At 50.2% G+C, this 15,385-nt stretch carries 12 protein-coding genes; 11 read left to right on the forward strand and 1 reads right to left on the reverse strand.

The features are described from left to right. The first annotated feature begins 103 nt into the window (after window positions 1-103). The 4 genes from glgB to glgA are packed head-to-tail and all read left to right on the forward strand — an operon-like array spanning window position 104 to window position 5,717. A complete protein-coding gene (glgB, locus tag J4760_RS01210) occupies window positions 104-2,038 on the forward strand; it encodes a 1,4-alpha-glucan branching protein GlgB (RefSeq protein WP_237604525.1) in 1,935 nt (644 codons plus the stop codon). Then, window positions 2,031-3,188: a glucose-1-phosphate adenylyltransferase gene (locus J4760_RS01215; protein ID WP_237604526.1), complete on the forward strand. Its 1,158-nt coding sequence runs from the start codon at window positions 2,031-2,033 to the stop codon at window positions 3,186-3,188. Before glgB ends, J4760_RS01215 begins: the two co-directional genes overlap by 8 nt. Further along, entirely contained in the window at window positions 3,181-4,284 is a 1,104-nt protein-coding gene (gene glgD, locus J4760_RS01220) for a glucose-1-phosphate adenylyltransferase subunit GlgD (RefSeq protein ID WP_237604527.1), read from the forward strand. Before J4760_RS01215 ends, glgD begins: the two co-directional genes overlap by 8 nt. A gap of 26 nt (window positions 4,285-4,310) precedes the next feature. Continuing rightward, entirely contained in the window at window positions 4,311-5,717 is a 1,407-nt protein-coding gene (gene glgA, locus J4760_RS01225) for a glycogen synthase GlgA (RefSeq protein WP_237604528.1), read from the forward strand. Between the two features lie 39 nt (window positions 5,718-5,756). Here glgA and J4760_RS01230 read toward each other — a convergent pair whose 3' ends face one another. Then, a complete protein-coding gene (locus J4760_RS01230) occupies window positions 5,757-7,460 on the reverse strand; it encodes an Rqc2 family fibronectin-binding protein (protein ID WP_237604529.1) in 1,704 nt (567 codons plus the stop codon). A gap of 140 nt (window positions 7,461-7,600) precedes the next feature. Between J4760_RS01230 and gmk the strand changes: the two genes are divergently transcribed. From gmk to rlmN, 7 genes are read left to right on the forward strand one after another with little or no spacing between them, the layout of a single operon-like run. Continuing rightward, window positions 7,601-8,224 (forward strand): guanylate kinase, encoded by a 624-nt coding sequence (gmk, locus tag J4760_RS01235; protein ID WP_145285240.1) that lies wholly within the window; start codon window positions 7,601-7,603, stop codon window positions 8,222-8,224. Beyond that, a complete protein-coding gene (gene rpoZ, locus J4760_RS01240; RefSeq protein WP_145285243.1) occupies window positions 8,224-8,418 on the forward strand; it encodes a DNA-directed RNA polymerase subunit omega in 195 nt (64 codons plus the stop codon). Before gmk ends, rpoZ begins: the two co-directional genes overlap by 1 nt. Window positions 8,419-8,456: 38 nt before the next feature. Continuing rightward, window positions 8,457-9,647, forward strand: coding sequence for a bifunctional phosphopantothenoylcysteine decarboxylase/phosphopantothenate--cysteine ligase CoaBC (coaBC, locus tag J4760_RS01245; RefSeq protein ID WP_237604530.1), 1,191 nt, complete (start codon window positions 8,457-8,459; stop codon window positions 9,645-9,647). Beyond that, on the forward strand, window positions 9,647-12,028 hold the full coding sequence (gene priA, locus J4760_RS01250; RefSeq protein WP_237604531.1) for a primosomal protein N': 2,382 nt from the start codon (window positions 9,647-9,649) through the stop codon (window positions 12,026-12,028). Before coaBC ends, priA begins: the two co-directional genes overlap by 1 nt. A gap of 12 nt (window positions 12,029-12,040) precedes the next feature. Next, window positions 12,041-12,982 (forward strand): methionyl-tRNA formyltransferase, encoded by a 942-nt coding sequence (gene fmt, locus J4760_RS01255; protein ID WP_145285251.1) that lies wholly within the window; start codon window positions 12,041-12,043, stop codon window positions 12,980-12,982. Beyond that, on the forward strand, window positions 12,983-14,281 hold the full coding sequence (rsmB, locus tag J4760_RS01260) for a 16S rRNA (cytosine(967)-C(5))-methyltransferase RsmB (RefSeq protein ID WP_237604532.1): 1,299 nt from the start codon (window positions 12,983-12,985) through the stop codon (window positions 14,279-14,281). Continuing rightward, a complete protein-coding gene (gene rlmN / locus J4760_RS01265; protein ID WP_145285257.1) occupies window positions 14,281-15,384 on the forward strand; it encodes a dual-specificity RNA methyltransferase RlmN in 1,104 nt (367 codons plus the stop codon). Before rsmB ends, rlmN begins: the two co-directional genes overlap by 1 nt. The last annotated feature ends 1 nt before the right edge of the window (window position 15,385 follow it).

Genomic DNA, 15,385 nt, shown 5'->3' on the forward strand with positions numbered 1-15,385 from the left:
GAAATATATTCAGATTATTATAACTTTTTTATACATCTGATTTTTTGAATTGTAGAATTGATTTAAGGGTATGTCATCAGTATAACGTAAAGGGGGAAAAATTTTGAGTGGAGAAAACTTGGAAATGGATAAATATCTATTTCATCAGGGCACCCATTACACAGCATATGATTTTCTAGGCGCTCATATACATGGAGATGAAGTCAGATTTATAACATGGGCACCGAATGCGAAACATGTACAGCTGGCCTGTGACGTGAACGACTACACAGGAGAGGGATTCGATTTTGAAAGACTGGGCGACCAGGGGCTGTGGATATTGACTACCCCTCGGCTGCAGGCCGGCGACAGATACAAGTATAAAATATATTTTGGAGATACTTATCATCTCAAATCGGATCCATATGGTTTCTATCATGAAAAGCGGCCCGCGACAGCAAGCATCATCGATGAGGACGATTTCAAGTTTACAGATTCCGAATGGATGGATAGGCGCAGAAGGCTCAATGTCTATGAATCGCCGATCAGCATATATGAGATGCACCTCGGCACATGGATGAAGCACCCGGTCGGGAATACTGAAAACAAGACAGTAGATGAAATTACGGATGAGGCGCACTACAGCTACAGGGAAGTGGCAGATGCCTTGATTCCATACTTGAAGGAGATGGGATATACACATGTGGAGTTCCTGCCTCTGACCGAGCATCCATTCGATCTGTCATGGGGCTATCAGGTCACCGGTTATTTCTCTGCAACAAGCCGCTACGGCCGGCCCGAGGAGCTGAAAGACCTTATCAACAAACTGCACAATGCTAATATCGGGGTCATCATGGACTTTGTACCGGCGCACTTCTGCAAGGATGCGCATGGGCTGCGTCTGTTCGACGGTACTCCGACTTATGAGCATCCGGATGAGGAAATTGCAGAGAAGCGGGAGTGGGGCACACTGACATTCGACTATGCCCGGCCCGAAGTGCAATCCTTCCTTATTTCGGCAGCGATGTACTGGATCAGGGAGTTCCATATAGATGGGCTTAGAATCGATGCGGTGCACAGCATGATCGACCTCAATTTTGAAAAGCGCGATGAAAATAGAAAAATTTTCAACGAAGAGGGTACAGAAGATAACATTGCGGGTATTGAACTATTGAAAAAATTGAATACTGTCGCTTTTGAATATGATGAAACACTCCTCATGATGGCTGAAGATTCATCCGACACACCGATGGTGACCAGTCCCGTCCATACCGGCGGACTCGGCTTCAACTTCAAGTGGGATCTCGGCTGGATGCATGACCGGCTGGATTTCATGGAAGAGGAATTTCACACACGGGAATATAATCACAACAAGCTCACATTCTCGATGGCCTACAAGTATAATGAAAATTATCTGCTGCCGCTATCGCATGATGAAGTGGTCCATGGCAAGAAATCCATTGTGGATAAGATGGCCGGCGACCAGTGGCAGCAGTTCGCCCAGACAAGGCTGCTCTATGGCAACCAGATGAGTGAACCAGGCAAGCAGCTGCTGTTCATGGGCCAGGAATTCGGAATGTACCATGAATGGAAAGACAAGGAGCAGCTGGATTGGCATCTGCTCGACTATCCGTTGCATTACGATCTTAAAAGGTATGTAGCGGATCTGAACCGGCTTTATCAGGAATATCCGGAGTTCCATCGCTCCGACTACCAGCCCGAAGGATTCAGGTGGCTGCTCGTTGACGACAGCAGCCATTCAATACTGAGCTACGCGCGAAAATCCGGAGATTCCTTCAAGGTCTGCGTCTTCAACTATCGTCCGGAAGTGTATCATGATTTCAAAATCCCTGTGCCGGAACCGGGCGTCTATCGTGAAATATTCAATAGTGACAGCGAAGACTACTCCGGTTCCGGTGTAGTCAGCAGTGGACGCCATTTCACCACTGATGAAGGCTATATCAGGGAGTCACAGTATATCCAGATCAGTGTGGCACCGTTGGCATTCCAAGTATTCGATTTGGAAGATAACAAAAATGGGAGGAAGAAATATGACTAACAAAACAGTAGCAATGTTATTGGCAGGCGGACAGGGTACCCGTCTTGGAGAACTGACAAAAGACCTGGCAAAACCGGCGGTACCGTTCGGAGGAAAGTACAGGATCATCGATTTTACAATGAGCAATCTTGCCAACTCCGGCATATCGACTGTCGGCCTGCTCGTACAGTATTCTCCCCTTGTTCTGAACAAGCACATCGGTATCGGGAAACCGTGGGGGCTCGATCGCCAGTATGGCGGTGTCAGCGTACTATCACCCTATTCCAGCCGGGAGGGCAGCGCATGGTTCAGCGGGACAGCAGATGCGATCGTCAAGAACCTGCACTTCGTAGAGCAGTATGATCCGGATGAACTGATCATATTGAGTGGCGATCACATCTACCAGATGGACTACACGAAGATGCTTGATTTCCACCGTAAAAATAATGCCGATGCGACCATTTCCGCTATCGAAGTGCCTTATGAAGATGCAAACCGCTTCGGTATACTTAATACGAACGAGGATTTCAGCATCTATGAATTTGATGAGAAGCCCGAGCATCCTAAAAATAATCTGGCTTCGATGGGTGTCTATATCTTCAACTGGCGTCAGATCAGACCCTACCTTCTGGAAGATGAGAAGGATGAAGAAAGTGACCATGACTTCGGCAAGGATATCATCCCGAAACTTCTGGCAGATGAAAAGCGGTTGTATGCCTACAGGTTTGATGGCTATTGGAAGGATGTCGGTACCATCCAGAGCTACTGGGAAGCTAATATGGATCTTTTGAAAGAGGATCTGCAGACACTGCTCATGTCCCAGGAGTGGCCTACCTATCCGAATGAGGAGAACCGTCCGCCTGAATATATCGGTGAAACTGCAGAAATCAACAATTCACTCATATCTCCAGGAGCATTCATAGAAGGCGCAATCGACAATTCCGTCCTGTTCGTCGGTGTGGAGACCAAGGAAGGTGCAAACATCAGGGATTCCATCATCTTCCCGGACGTTGTTGTGGGAAGCAATGTAACACTTGAGCGCGTCATCGTCATGGCGGAAGTCAAAATACCTGATGGTGCAAGCATCATCGCATCGGATGATGACCCCATTGTCATCAGCGCGAATAATCTGAACGATTATATCTCAGAAGGAGGCAGTCAAAATGAATAATGAACTGCTTGGAATTATCAACCTCGAGCCGGAACAGGATTATCTGGATGAACTGACCTACTTCAGAAGCAGCGGTTCAGTCCCGTTCATGGGCCGCTATCGTCTGATCGATTTTACAATTACAAACATGGTGAACTCGGGTGTCAACGTTGTCGGTGTATATGCGGGCAATAAGTTCAGATCTCTTCTTGACCATCTGAACCGCAAGGAGGAATTCGGGTTTGAAGGCAAGCATACGAGAATATTCGTGCTGCCTCCCGACTGGAACGATCCGTCCGATATCTCCCAGGGAGATCTGAAGTATTTCCACAACCATGCGGACCTACTCAGACGGACGAAAGCCGAGCATGTCATCGTTTCAGGTACCCAGTTCGTGGCAAATGACAACTATGCAAAAGCTGTGGAATCCCATAGGGAATCTGGACGTGACATTACTTTTGTAGGGGAAAAGGTAACGGATAATATACCAGAAAGTCCCGTGCTCAGAATGGTGACAGAAGGGGAGGATCTGAAAGGATTCACTCATGACCAGAGCAACGGTCACCTCTATACAGGAGTCTATATCATCAAAAAAAGTGTGCTTGAGAACATCGTGCAGTTCTGTATCGACAACTATAAGCAGAATCTCTTCCATCACGGCATACGTGAACAGCTTGAAAACTACAATACCGGTTTCCATAACATCGATGGCAACACACTGTACTTCTATTCCGTCCAGTCCTATTTCAACAACAGCATGAAACTGCTTGACAAGGCGCGCTACCGTGACTTCTTCTATGGCCAGAAAAAGGTCAAGACGAAGATAAGCACGAATCCGCCGACGCTGTATAAGAATGGAAGCAGTGCCAGACGGTCTGTTGTAGCAAACGGCGTTACACTGGAAGGCTCAGTCGAAAACTCTGTCCTCTCGAGGAATGTATGGGTCGGCAAGGGAGCGACAGTCAAAAACTCGATCATTTTTGCCAACTGCTGCATCGAACCCGGCGCACATCTTGAAAATGTCATTCTGGACAAGGATGTCCGAATTACTGAAGGCCGACAGCTCATGGGCTCAGAAGAGAAGCCTTATGTCGTCGCCAAGCGGTCCACAATCTAACTATGATACGGGAAAGAAGTGACAGTATGAAACATGTATTATTTGCTGCAAGTGAATGTACGCCTTTCATCAAGTCCGGAGGACTTGCAGACGTGATCGGCAGCCTGCCGCAGGCACTTGTAAAGGAAGGGGCAGAAGTATCGGTCATACTGCCCCTCTATAAGGAAATCATCCATTCCGAATACCGTCAGGATATGGAGGAAGTGATGATCTTCAATACGCCTGTCGGCTGGCGTAACCAGTATACGCGTATTCTGAAGTATGAAACGCGCGGCATCACCTATTATTTCGTCGACAATGAATACTATTTCAATCGCGATGGACTATACGGCTATATAGATGATGGCGAACGCTTCGTCTATTTCTCCAATGCCATCATCGAGTTCATGTACAGGGTGGAAGCGCACTTTGATGTACTTCACTGCCATGACTGGCAGACGGGTGCAGCAGTGGCGATCGGCAGCATCAAACGTCCGCACCCTGGCATGAAGACGGTCTATACGATCCACAACATCCAATATCAGGGCTGGATTGAAGAATCCGCGTTCAGCGAACTGTTCAATCTTGAGAGGGAGCACTATGCCGGCTTCGAATGGCAGGGCATGCTCAATATGATGAAGGCAGCCATCCATCATGCCGATGACATCACCACAGTTTCAGAAACATATGCAGAAGAGATCATGACACCATTTTTTGGCGAAGGTCTGGAATCAGTTCTGGAATACCGCAGGGAAGATCTGCATGGCATCATCAATGGTCTTGATGTCACCGACTATAATCCGGTCAGGGACGAAGCGCTGTACTACCGCTACCGCTCCTCACGCAGGACCAAGCTCAAAAACAAAACGGCCCTGCAGCAGGATCTTGGGCTGAAAGTGGATGAGAACATTCCACTGTATAGCATTGTCACTCGACTTGTCGGCCAGAAGGGCATTGATCTGATTGAACATATCATGCATGAATTTCTGGCTGAAGATGTCCAGCTTGTTGTTCTCGGTTCCGGCGAAGCTGTCTATGAGGACTATTTCAGATCACTTGTCCACAACTTCCCGGACAAGGTCCATGTCACGCTCGGATTCAGTGAATCCTACGCGAGGAAACTCTATGCTTCAAGCGACTTCTTCATCATGCCGAGCCTGTTCGAACCGTGCGGTCTCGGTCAGCTGATCGCCATCCGCTACTTGACGGCACCGATTGTCAGGGAGACAGGTGGACTGAAGGATACGGTCATTCCATACAATGAATATGAGCAGACGGGTAATGGCTTTTCATTTGAAAACTATAATGCCCACGAACTGCTCAACGCGATGAAATACAGCCTCTACATCTTCCATCAGAAGTCCCATATGGAAGCGCTGTGCAAAAACATGACCGCGTCGGACTACAGCTGGGCCAAGTCGGCCGAGCAGTATCTGAACCTATATGACGCATAATAAAAATCATCGTACGGTTGTCCACCGTACGATGATTTTTTAATCTGTTCTGCCACTTTCCATAGCTGCGGCTTTCTGCCTGTCCGGTGTGACAAAGACCGTTTTCTGGTCGGTGTACGTGACGAATCCGGGCTTCGCGCCGCTGACCTTGTGGACGTGTCTGATCTCCGTATAGTCGACAGGTACCGATTCGGAATCCTGGGCTTTTGAATGGTATGCAGCGAGCATTGCCGCTTCCAGTATATCCTGCTCTTTGATTTCAGCAGCAGGGCGCGTAATGACGACGTGGGATCCCGGGATGTCTTTCGTATGGAACCATAGATGGTTGTTCTGTGCTTTTCTTGTCGTCAGGTAGTCGTTCTGCTTGTTGTTCTTGCCGACAAGTACGTCAAGGCCGTTTGATGTCGTGTAGGCGTGGAGCTGTATTTTCTGCTTCTTCTTTTTGGACTGCTTGCGGTTATTCTTGATGATGCCCTGCTCGATGAGCTCCTCACGTATTTCATCGACTTCCTCTTCCGTTGTGATGCTGTCCATCTGGTGGAGCAGATTGGATAGGTACTCCATATCCTCCCGGGCGCGATCGAGCTGGATGCCCGCACTGTTTTCCCGCGCTTTCAGCTTGCTGTAGCGCTTATAGTACTTCTGGGCATTATCACTTGCAGAAAGGTGCTTATCAAGCGGAATTGTGACCGGTTCATTCGTGTAGTAGTCGATCACTTCGAGCGTTGCATCATAGGGCTTCACCTGGTGCATATAGGCTGTGAGCAGTTCGCCATACTTCTGATACTTGTCCTTCTCTTCGGCTTCTTTGAGATCGTCCTTCAGCTTGTCCATCTTTCTTGCGACCTTGTCGTATTCACGCTCGATGAGCTGGAGATAGTCCTGCGCCTTCTGTCTGATGAGTGATTTCCTGTATCTGTCATGATAGTAGTCATCCAGCAGCCCGGATAACGAGTCGTAGGTCTCATCCGCCTCACCAAGATGCGAGAGGGGGGTGAAGTAGAATATCTCCTTGTCATTCCTGTTGTAGAGTACCGGTCTGATATCTTCAGCCTGGCTGAGCGTCTGCTGTATGGCAGGCACGATATTCTTTATCGTGAAGTAGCCGGCGTTGTGTTCGACTTCCTTGAGGAAGAGCGGACTGAAGCCTTCCGTATTGTTAAGGATCTGCCTATTGACCCTGCCGCTGTTGAAATCGATCAGCCCGGGCAGTGACCGGATCTCTTCCGTTCTCGGATTGAGTTTCGGCTCCGTCGGTGGTGCCGTATAGCCGACTCCCGGCATGATTGTCCGGCTGTTGTTGTTCGGGGTCAGGTGCTTGATGCCGTCAAGTATTCTATAATCCTGGTCGGTGATGATGATATTGGAATGGCGCCCCATGATTTCAAGAATCAGTATCCTTCTGATCTCATCACCGATCTCATTCCTTGACTGGATATGGATTTCCACCCTCCGGTCATTTCCAAGCTGCCGGATCTCCTGGATGATGCCGCCTTCGAGGTGCTTTCTTGCAACACGAAGGAACATTGGCGGCTCGAAGGGGAACTCATACTTCTGGCCGGTCAGATGAAAACGCGCATACATCGGGTGTGCACTGATGAGCAGATGGTGGTTGCTGCCTGCAGAACGCACCTTGAAAATCAACGATGTTTCATCGATCTGCTGTATTCTATTGATCTTGCCCCGGCGGAGCACTTCCAGTTCCGAAAGAAGTGCATGGACAAAGTTGCCGTCGAATGCCATGGTTTCGTCCTCCTAGTTTAGACTACCCAGTATTTTAACATGAAACCGGATGTCTTTGTTCACGCCAGCGATTTAATGATGAATTTTTCTTTCGGATATGGTACATTAAGAGATAATTACAAATAGAAAGGTAACGTGTTATGACTTCAGACAAGGGACTGCTGATTGTTCTGTCCGGTCCATCCGGCGTAGGCAAAGGGACTGTCAGAAAGGCGATTTTCGACCATCCGGATACGGATTTCAAATACTCAATCTCCATGACGACGAGACAAAAGCGCGCAGGCGAAGTGGATGGCGTGGATTACTTCTTCAAATCCAAGGAGGAGTTTGAAGCACTGATCGAGCAGGATAAATTTATCGAGTATGCTCAATATGTAGGCAACTATTATGGTACCCCGGTCGATTACGTGGACCAGACGATGGCTTCCGGCCATGATGTCTTTCTTGAGATTGAAGTGGAAGGTGCGAAGCAGGTCAGGGAGAAGTTTCCTGAAGCACTGTTCATTTTCCTGGCACCACCTGATCTTACCCAGCTTGAAGAGAGACTGGTCAATCGTGGCACCGACTCTCCGGAAATCATCAGGCACCGTATAGATGAGGCCAAGCGTGAACTCAGACTGATGAACCTGTATGATTATGTTGTAATCAACGATGATGTGGATCATGCGCGGCAACGGGTGCAGTGCATCGTTGAAGCTTCCCACATGAAGCGGGCACGTGTTGAATCCAAATTAAGAAAAATGCTACTGGAGGTTAATCAATAATGCTATACCCAGCGATTCATGAATTGAAAAAGAACGTCGACTCCAAATATCTCATGGTGACCATGGCAGCCAAGCGTGCACGCCAGCTGCAGGACCACCCGGAGGATCTTGCGATGGATGACTATGAAACACTGAAGACGGTAAGCCGGGCACTTGAAGAGATCGCTCTGAACAAAGTTAAGGAAAAACACTAGCTGACAAATTTTTGTCAGCTTTTTTATGAGGTGAAGACATGGCAAATATTGTAATCGGAGTTACCGGTGGTATTGCCGCATACAAAGCTGTAGACCTGACAAGCAAGCTGATCCAGGCAGGCCACGCTGTCCGTGTCGTACTGACAGGAAATGCCCTGGAGTTTGTAACACCGCTCGCCTTTCAGGCGATCAGCCGCAATCACGTCTATACAGATACGTTCAAAGAAGAGGATCCGTCAGTCATTTCCCATATCAGCATCGGGGAATGGGCGGATATTATTGTTGTTGCACCCATAACCGCCAACACGATCAGCAGACTGGCAAACGGCATCTATGACAATATGCTGCTCAATGTACTTGCTGCAAATACCAAGCCGGTCATTCTGGCACCTGCCATGAACGTCCATATGTACCATCAGCCGGCCGTCCAGCGGAATATGCAGACATTGATGAATGAGGGCTATCATTTCATCGATTCCGAATCCGGTTTTCTGGCCTGCGGCTACAACGCCAAAGGACGCATGGCGAATGTACCTGAAATAAAAGCCTATGTGGAGGAGCTTCTTGAAACCGGTGAAAAGTTCAAAGGGAAGAAAGTCCTGATCACAGCAGGACCCACGCAGGAAGCAATCGATCCGATCCGCTATATCACCAATCACTCGAGCGGCAGGATGGGATATGCACTGGCTGAAGCTGCACACCGCCAGGGTGCAGAAGTGGTGCTCGTGAGCGGACCTGTAAACCTGCCTCCTGTGCCTTATGGTGTCACAGTCGTCGATGTCGTATCGACGGATGATATGTTCCAAGCTGTCAAATCCCATATGGATGCAGATCTCGGCATTTTCACTGCAGCCGTCAGTGATTTTACACCGGTGTCCCGGATGGACAGCAAGATGAAGAAGCAGGGCAGTGGAAACATCTCGATCGATATGAAGCAGACCGAGGATATTCTGCAGTACGCGGGTGAAAATAAAGGAGATATGTATGTTGTCGGCTTTGCTGCCGAAACGGATGATGTGGAACAGTATGCGCTTGGTAAACTGAAGCGCAAAAATGCCGACTGCATCGTCATGAACGATGTTTCGGATCCATCAATCGGCATGAACAGTGTGGACAACGAAGTCGTCATGCTCTTCAAGGAAGGGGACCGCATCCCTTTTGAAAAAATGGACAAGATGGTGCTTGCCGACCGCATCATCGATGCACTTGCAAAGAGGTGGCCCGAGTAATGTTTGCTTCAGTCATAGTTGATATACCGAGCAAAAGCGTCAACCAGGTGTTCGACTACAGGATCCCTTCCGGCATGGAAGGACTGATCCGGATCGGTCACCGGGTACTCGTGCCATTCGGCCCGAGAACGATACAGGGCTATGTCATGTCGCTCAACGAAACAACCGATTTCGATCCGACGAGAATCAAGGAGATTGCACGCACCCTGGACATCGAACCGGTGCTGACGGAGGAGATGATTACGATTGCCATGTATCTGGCAGACTACTATGTCGACCAGTACATCAGTGTCATAGAGACGATTCTGCCGGCTGCTCTGAAGGCGAACTACAAGAAGGTGCTCAGGCTCGCCAATTCCCATACTGCTGAAGCAGAGCAGGTACTTTCAAGCATTTCGGGCGGGGCGGAAGCCGAAACGAAGCGTCTTGAACCAGATGCGCTTGAAGCTCTGTCCCCCTACTTGAAATCCGGAGATATCCAGGAAGAGACGGTCATTACACAGCACACGAAAAGAAAGATGGCACTTGCCGTCTATTCATTGAAGCAGGCCGATGTCGATCTTTCCCGTGCAAAGAAGCAGCAGGAACTGTACGATGTCATCAGTGCCGCTTCCGACCCGATTTTCGTAAGGGACCTCGTCAATGACGGCTTTTCCAATGCACTGATCAATGCACTTCATAAGAAGGGCCTGATTGCCAAAGTGGAGGCTGAGATGGAACGGGATCCATACAGCGACCGCGTGTTTACAAGCGATTCTCCGAAAGTGCTCAATTCCGAGCAGCAGCATGCATACGGCAGAATCACATCAGCCATGGACGAACATGAAGCGAAGACGTTTCTGCTTCACGGCATTACAGGCAGCGGAAAGACCGAAGTCTACCTCCAGGTTATCCAGAAGGCACTGGACGAAGGGAAGACGGCCATCATGCTGGTGCCTGAAATCGCACTGACCCCCCAGATGGTCAACCGCTTCAAGCGACGCTTCGGCGATGATGTTGCCGTACTGCACTCGGGCCTGTCCCATGGTGAGAAGTATGATGAATGGCGCAAGATCAAGGAGGGCCGTGCCCGCGTGTCGGTCGGAGCCAGAAGCAGCATCTTCGCGCCATTTGAAAATGTCGGTGCCATCATCGTCGATGAAGAGCATGAAACAACATACAAGCAGAGCGACCGCCCGATGTATCATGCGACGGAAGTGGCCAAGTTCAGAAGCAGATACCACAACTGCCCGCTGATTCTCGGAACCGCCACACCAAGTCTTGAAACGTATGCAAGAAGCGAGCGCGGTGTCTACGAACGTCTGGAACTGACGATGCGGGCCGGCACGAAAGTGCTGCCTGAAATCAGCATCGTCGACATGTCGGAAGAACACCGGATGGGCAACACTTCCATCATTTCCGGTACACTCGAAGCAGGCATCCGCGAAAGGATCGAAAAGGGGGAGCAGACCGTGCTCCTGCTGAACCGCCGCGGCTACTCCAACTTCCAGATCTGTCAGAGCTGCGGGTACGTTCCGATGTGTCCGAACTGCGACATTTCGCTGACCTACCACAAGACGAACCAGAGCCTCATGTGCCACTACTGCGGTTATGAAAGTGCCGTGCACAGGACATGTGACAACTGTCAGAGCGATGAAGTGACGTTCCGCGGTACAGGAACGGAGAAAGTGGAGGAGATACTCCGGGATATGTTCGACACGGAAGTCGTCAGGATGGATAATGATACGACGAGAAGAAAAGGCATGCATGAAAAGCTGCTGGATCATTTTGAGCAGGAGGAGATTCCGATACTGCTCGGCACGCAGATGATCGCCAAAGGTCTCGACTATCCGAAAGTGACGCTTGTCGGTGTACTGAATGCCGACACCATGCTGAACCTGCCCGACTTCAGAGCAAATGAAAAAACGTATCAGCTGCTGACCCAGGTGTCGGGGCGTGCTGGCCGTCACGAGCTGTCCGGGGAAGTGATCTTCCAGACATACAATCCGACACACTATGCAATACAGCTGGCCAAGGAAAATGACTATAGAAGCTTCTATGACAAGGAAATGGCTTTCAGACGGCTGGCGCGCTACTCGCCATACTATTTCCACGTACTGTTTACAGTATCAAGTGAGGACATCAGAAAATGCCTGAAGGCGACGACCCACATCCATGATACACTGGTCCAGGAAGTTTCGGACCAGTCCATCATTGTCGGGCCATCCCCGAGTCCGCTTGAGCGTATCAACCGCCAGTACCGTTTCCAAATCATGCTCAAATATAAAAGAGAGCCCGAGCTGCTCAAAATGCTCAATACATTGGACGAACACTACCATGAGGCATATAGGACGGAGGGCATTTCCTTAAGAATCGATGTCGATCCGCTAGTGATCATGTAGGAGGAATACATTATGACAGAAACCATCATATTCATGGGCACACCGGATTTTTCCGTGCCGATACTAAAAGAACTTCATGAGAAATATCATGTCGCAATGGTCGTAAGCCAGCCGGATAAGCCGGTGGGCAGAAAACGGATACTGACATCGCCCCCTGTAGCAGAGACGGCAAAGGCACTCGATATCCCGCTGTTCCAGCCCGACCGCATCCGCAATGAGGATGCCCTCGACAGAATCAGGGAAATCGAGCCGGATCTGATCATTACGGCAGCCTATGGACAGATATTGCCGAAGGCACTGCTTGATATTCCGCGTCTCGGCGCCATCAACGTCCATGCATCGCTGCTGCCGAGGCATAGGGGCGGCGCGCCGATCCACCGCGCCATCATGGAAGGGGACAGCGAGACGGGTGTGACCCTCATGTACATGGCCGAAGGCCTGGACAGTGGAAACATCATCAGCAGTCGTTCCACACCGATTACAGACCAGGATGATACCGGTACGCTGCATGACAGACTTTCCGGAATCGGCGCCGATCTTCTGATGGACACGCTGCCGGACATTTTGCAGAAAAAGAACGACAGCATTCCGCAGGATGACGATCTTGTGACAGTCAGCCCGAACATCTCTAAATCGGATGAGCGGATCGACTGGTCGAAAGGCGCACGCGAAGTGTTCAATCATATACGCGGCCTGTCACCCTGGCCCGGCGCATATACGGAATATGACGGCAAGCGGCTTAAGATATACGAAGCAAGACCGTCTGAAGGTGCATCCGGATCCACGCCGGGTACAATTGTCGATACGACACCGGACGGCATCAGAGTCGCCTGCGGTGATGGTGGGACAGTCGAAATCACTGCCGTACAGCTTGCCGGCAAGAAGCGCACGAAGGCTGTGGAATTTGCAGCAGGCAGACAGATTAATGGCATCGTGCTCGGGCAGGTGGAATAGATGCAATTACGGGAAATGGCGCTTGATGCCTACAGCCGCGTAGTAGATGAGGGCGGCTTCAGCAACATCGTACTGAACGACATGATCAGAAGCAGCGACCTTGCTTCCAATGACCGGGGACTGCTGACGGAGATCGTCTATGGTACAATTTCAAAAAAGCTCACCATCCAATTCCACATCAGACCGTTCATCCGTACAAAATTGAAACGCTGGCAGAGAAATCTGCTGGATATCACCGTCTACCAGATCGTCTGGCTCGACCGTGTGCCGAACTACGCCGCCATCAATGAAGCGGTGGAGATTGCCAAGAAACGGGGCGGGCCGCTGGCCGGCAAGGCGATCAATGGCATACTTCGAAGCTTTGAGCGTGAACCACTGCAGGACGTCGCACATATAAGAAGTGAGACGGGACGCCTGTCCATCGAAACGAGCATTCCGGAGTGGATCATCTCGCACTGGAAGACCCACCACGGCATCGATGGGGCAAGGGGGATCGCCCATGCTCTGAACAATCGTCCGAAATTGTATGTCCGTACCAATACCGCACGCATCACCCGAAAAGAACTCGTATCACGTCTGCTTGATGAAGGCCTTGGTGCCATCCCTTCCGACATACAGAAGGATGCCATTGAAGTCAAAGGGGAGGTGCTCCAGTCTGCCCTCTATGAGCAAGGACTCTTCAGCATACAGGATGTCAGCTCGATGCTCGTCAACGATGCCCTGTCGCCACAACCGGATGATATCATTCTTGACGCCTGCAGTGCACCGGGCGGCAAGGGGCTCCATGCACTTGAGAAGGTGCCGCACGGCCACGTCGACCTGAGTGATATCCACGAACATAAGATTCCGCTGATCGAACAGCAGGCCGAACGCCTCGAGCTGACCGGATACGACGTATTCCAGGGAGATGCCACGCGCACAGTCTACCCGCGCCAGTATGACCGCATCATCGTAGACGCACCCTGCTCCGGGCTTGGTGTCATCCGCAGAAAACCGGAAATCAGATATGAACGGAAGGCAGAGGATATCGACACGCTGGTCGACCTTCAGCTTGAAATCCTATCCAATATAAAAAATTACTTGAAGCCTGGCGGAGTCCTCATATACTCCACCTGCACCATCCATCAGATGGAGAACGAAAATGTCGCCTATACATTCATGAAACAGAATGATGACATCGAATTCGATCCATTTGTGCTCGAGGCATTTGATTTTGAAGGTCCATACCGACAGATACTGCCCCAGGAGGCAGGCACTGACGGGTTCTTCATTGCCAGGTTCAGAAAGAAGGAAAAATAATGATACAGAGACCACCAAAAAAACCGATAAAAAATAACAGACAGCCCGATTTCGACCAGCCCTCCATCTATTCCCTGTCCCTTTCAGATCTTGAAGACCTGGCCATCCAGTGGGGCGAGGACAAGTACCGTGGCGCACAGATATTCGAATGGCTCTATACGCACCGTGTGGACAGCTTCCAGGATATGATGAACCTGCCGAAAAGCATGCGTGAAGCGCTTGATGCAAGCTACAGCATCGACCCGCTCGAGACGGTCGTCAAGCAGGAGAGCAAGGACGGAACGATGAAGTTCCTTTTCCGTCTGCGCGATGGCTATACGATCGAAACGGTACTGATGCGCCATGACTACGGCAATTCCGTCTGTGTCACAACACAGGTCGGCTGCCAGATCGGCTGCAGCTTCTGTGCTTCCACACTCGGTGGACTGAAGCGCAACCTTGAAGCGGGGGAGATCGTCTCACAGATCGTCCAGATCCAGAAGGTTCTGGATGATCGTGACGAGCGTGTCAGCAGCGTCGTCATCATGGGCATCGGCGAGCCGTTCGAGAACTATGTGCAGATGATGCAGTTCCTCCGCATCATCAATCATGATGATGGACTGAATATCGGTGCCCGCCACATTACCGTTTCGACAAGCGGCATCGTGCCGAGAATCTATGATTTTGCAGACGAGGATATCCAGATCAACTTCGCTGTCAGCCTGCATGCAGCAGACAATGACATCAGAACAAGGCTGATGCCGATCAACCGCGCCTATGATATCGATAAGCTGATGGAATCTTTGAAGTACTATCAGCAGCAGACAAACCGCAGAATCACTTTCGAGTACGGCCTGTTCGGCGGCGTCAACGACCAGCCGGAGCACGCACGGGAACTGAGCGAGCTGATCAAGGATCTGAAGTGCCACGTCAATCTGATCCCGGTCAACCACGTACCGGAACGCAACTACGTACGTACGAGCCGTGATGATATTTTCTCGTTTCTTGAAACATTGAACGAGTGTGGTGTAAATGCGACGTTGAGAAGAGAGCAGGGCACGGACATCGATGCTGCCTGCGGACAGCTGAGAGCGAAAGAATCAAAACAGGAGACGGGGGAGTAGC

The sequence above is a fragment of the Salinicoccus sp. ID82-1 genome (assembly GCF_021991715.1).
In the GTDB taxonomy this organism is placed as follows: domain Bacteria; phylum Bacillota; class Bacilli; order Staphylococcales; family Salinicoccaceae; genus Salinicoccus; species Salinicoccus cyprini.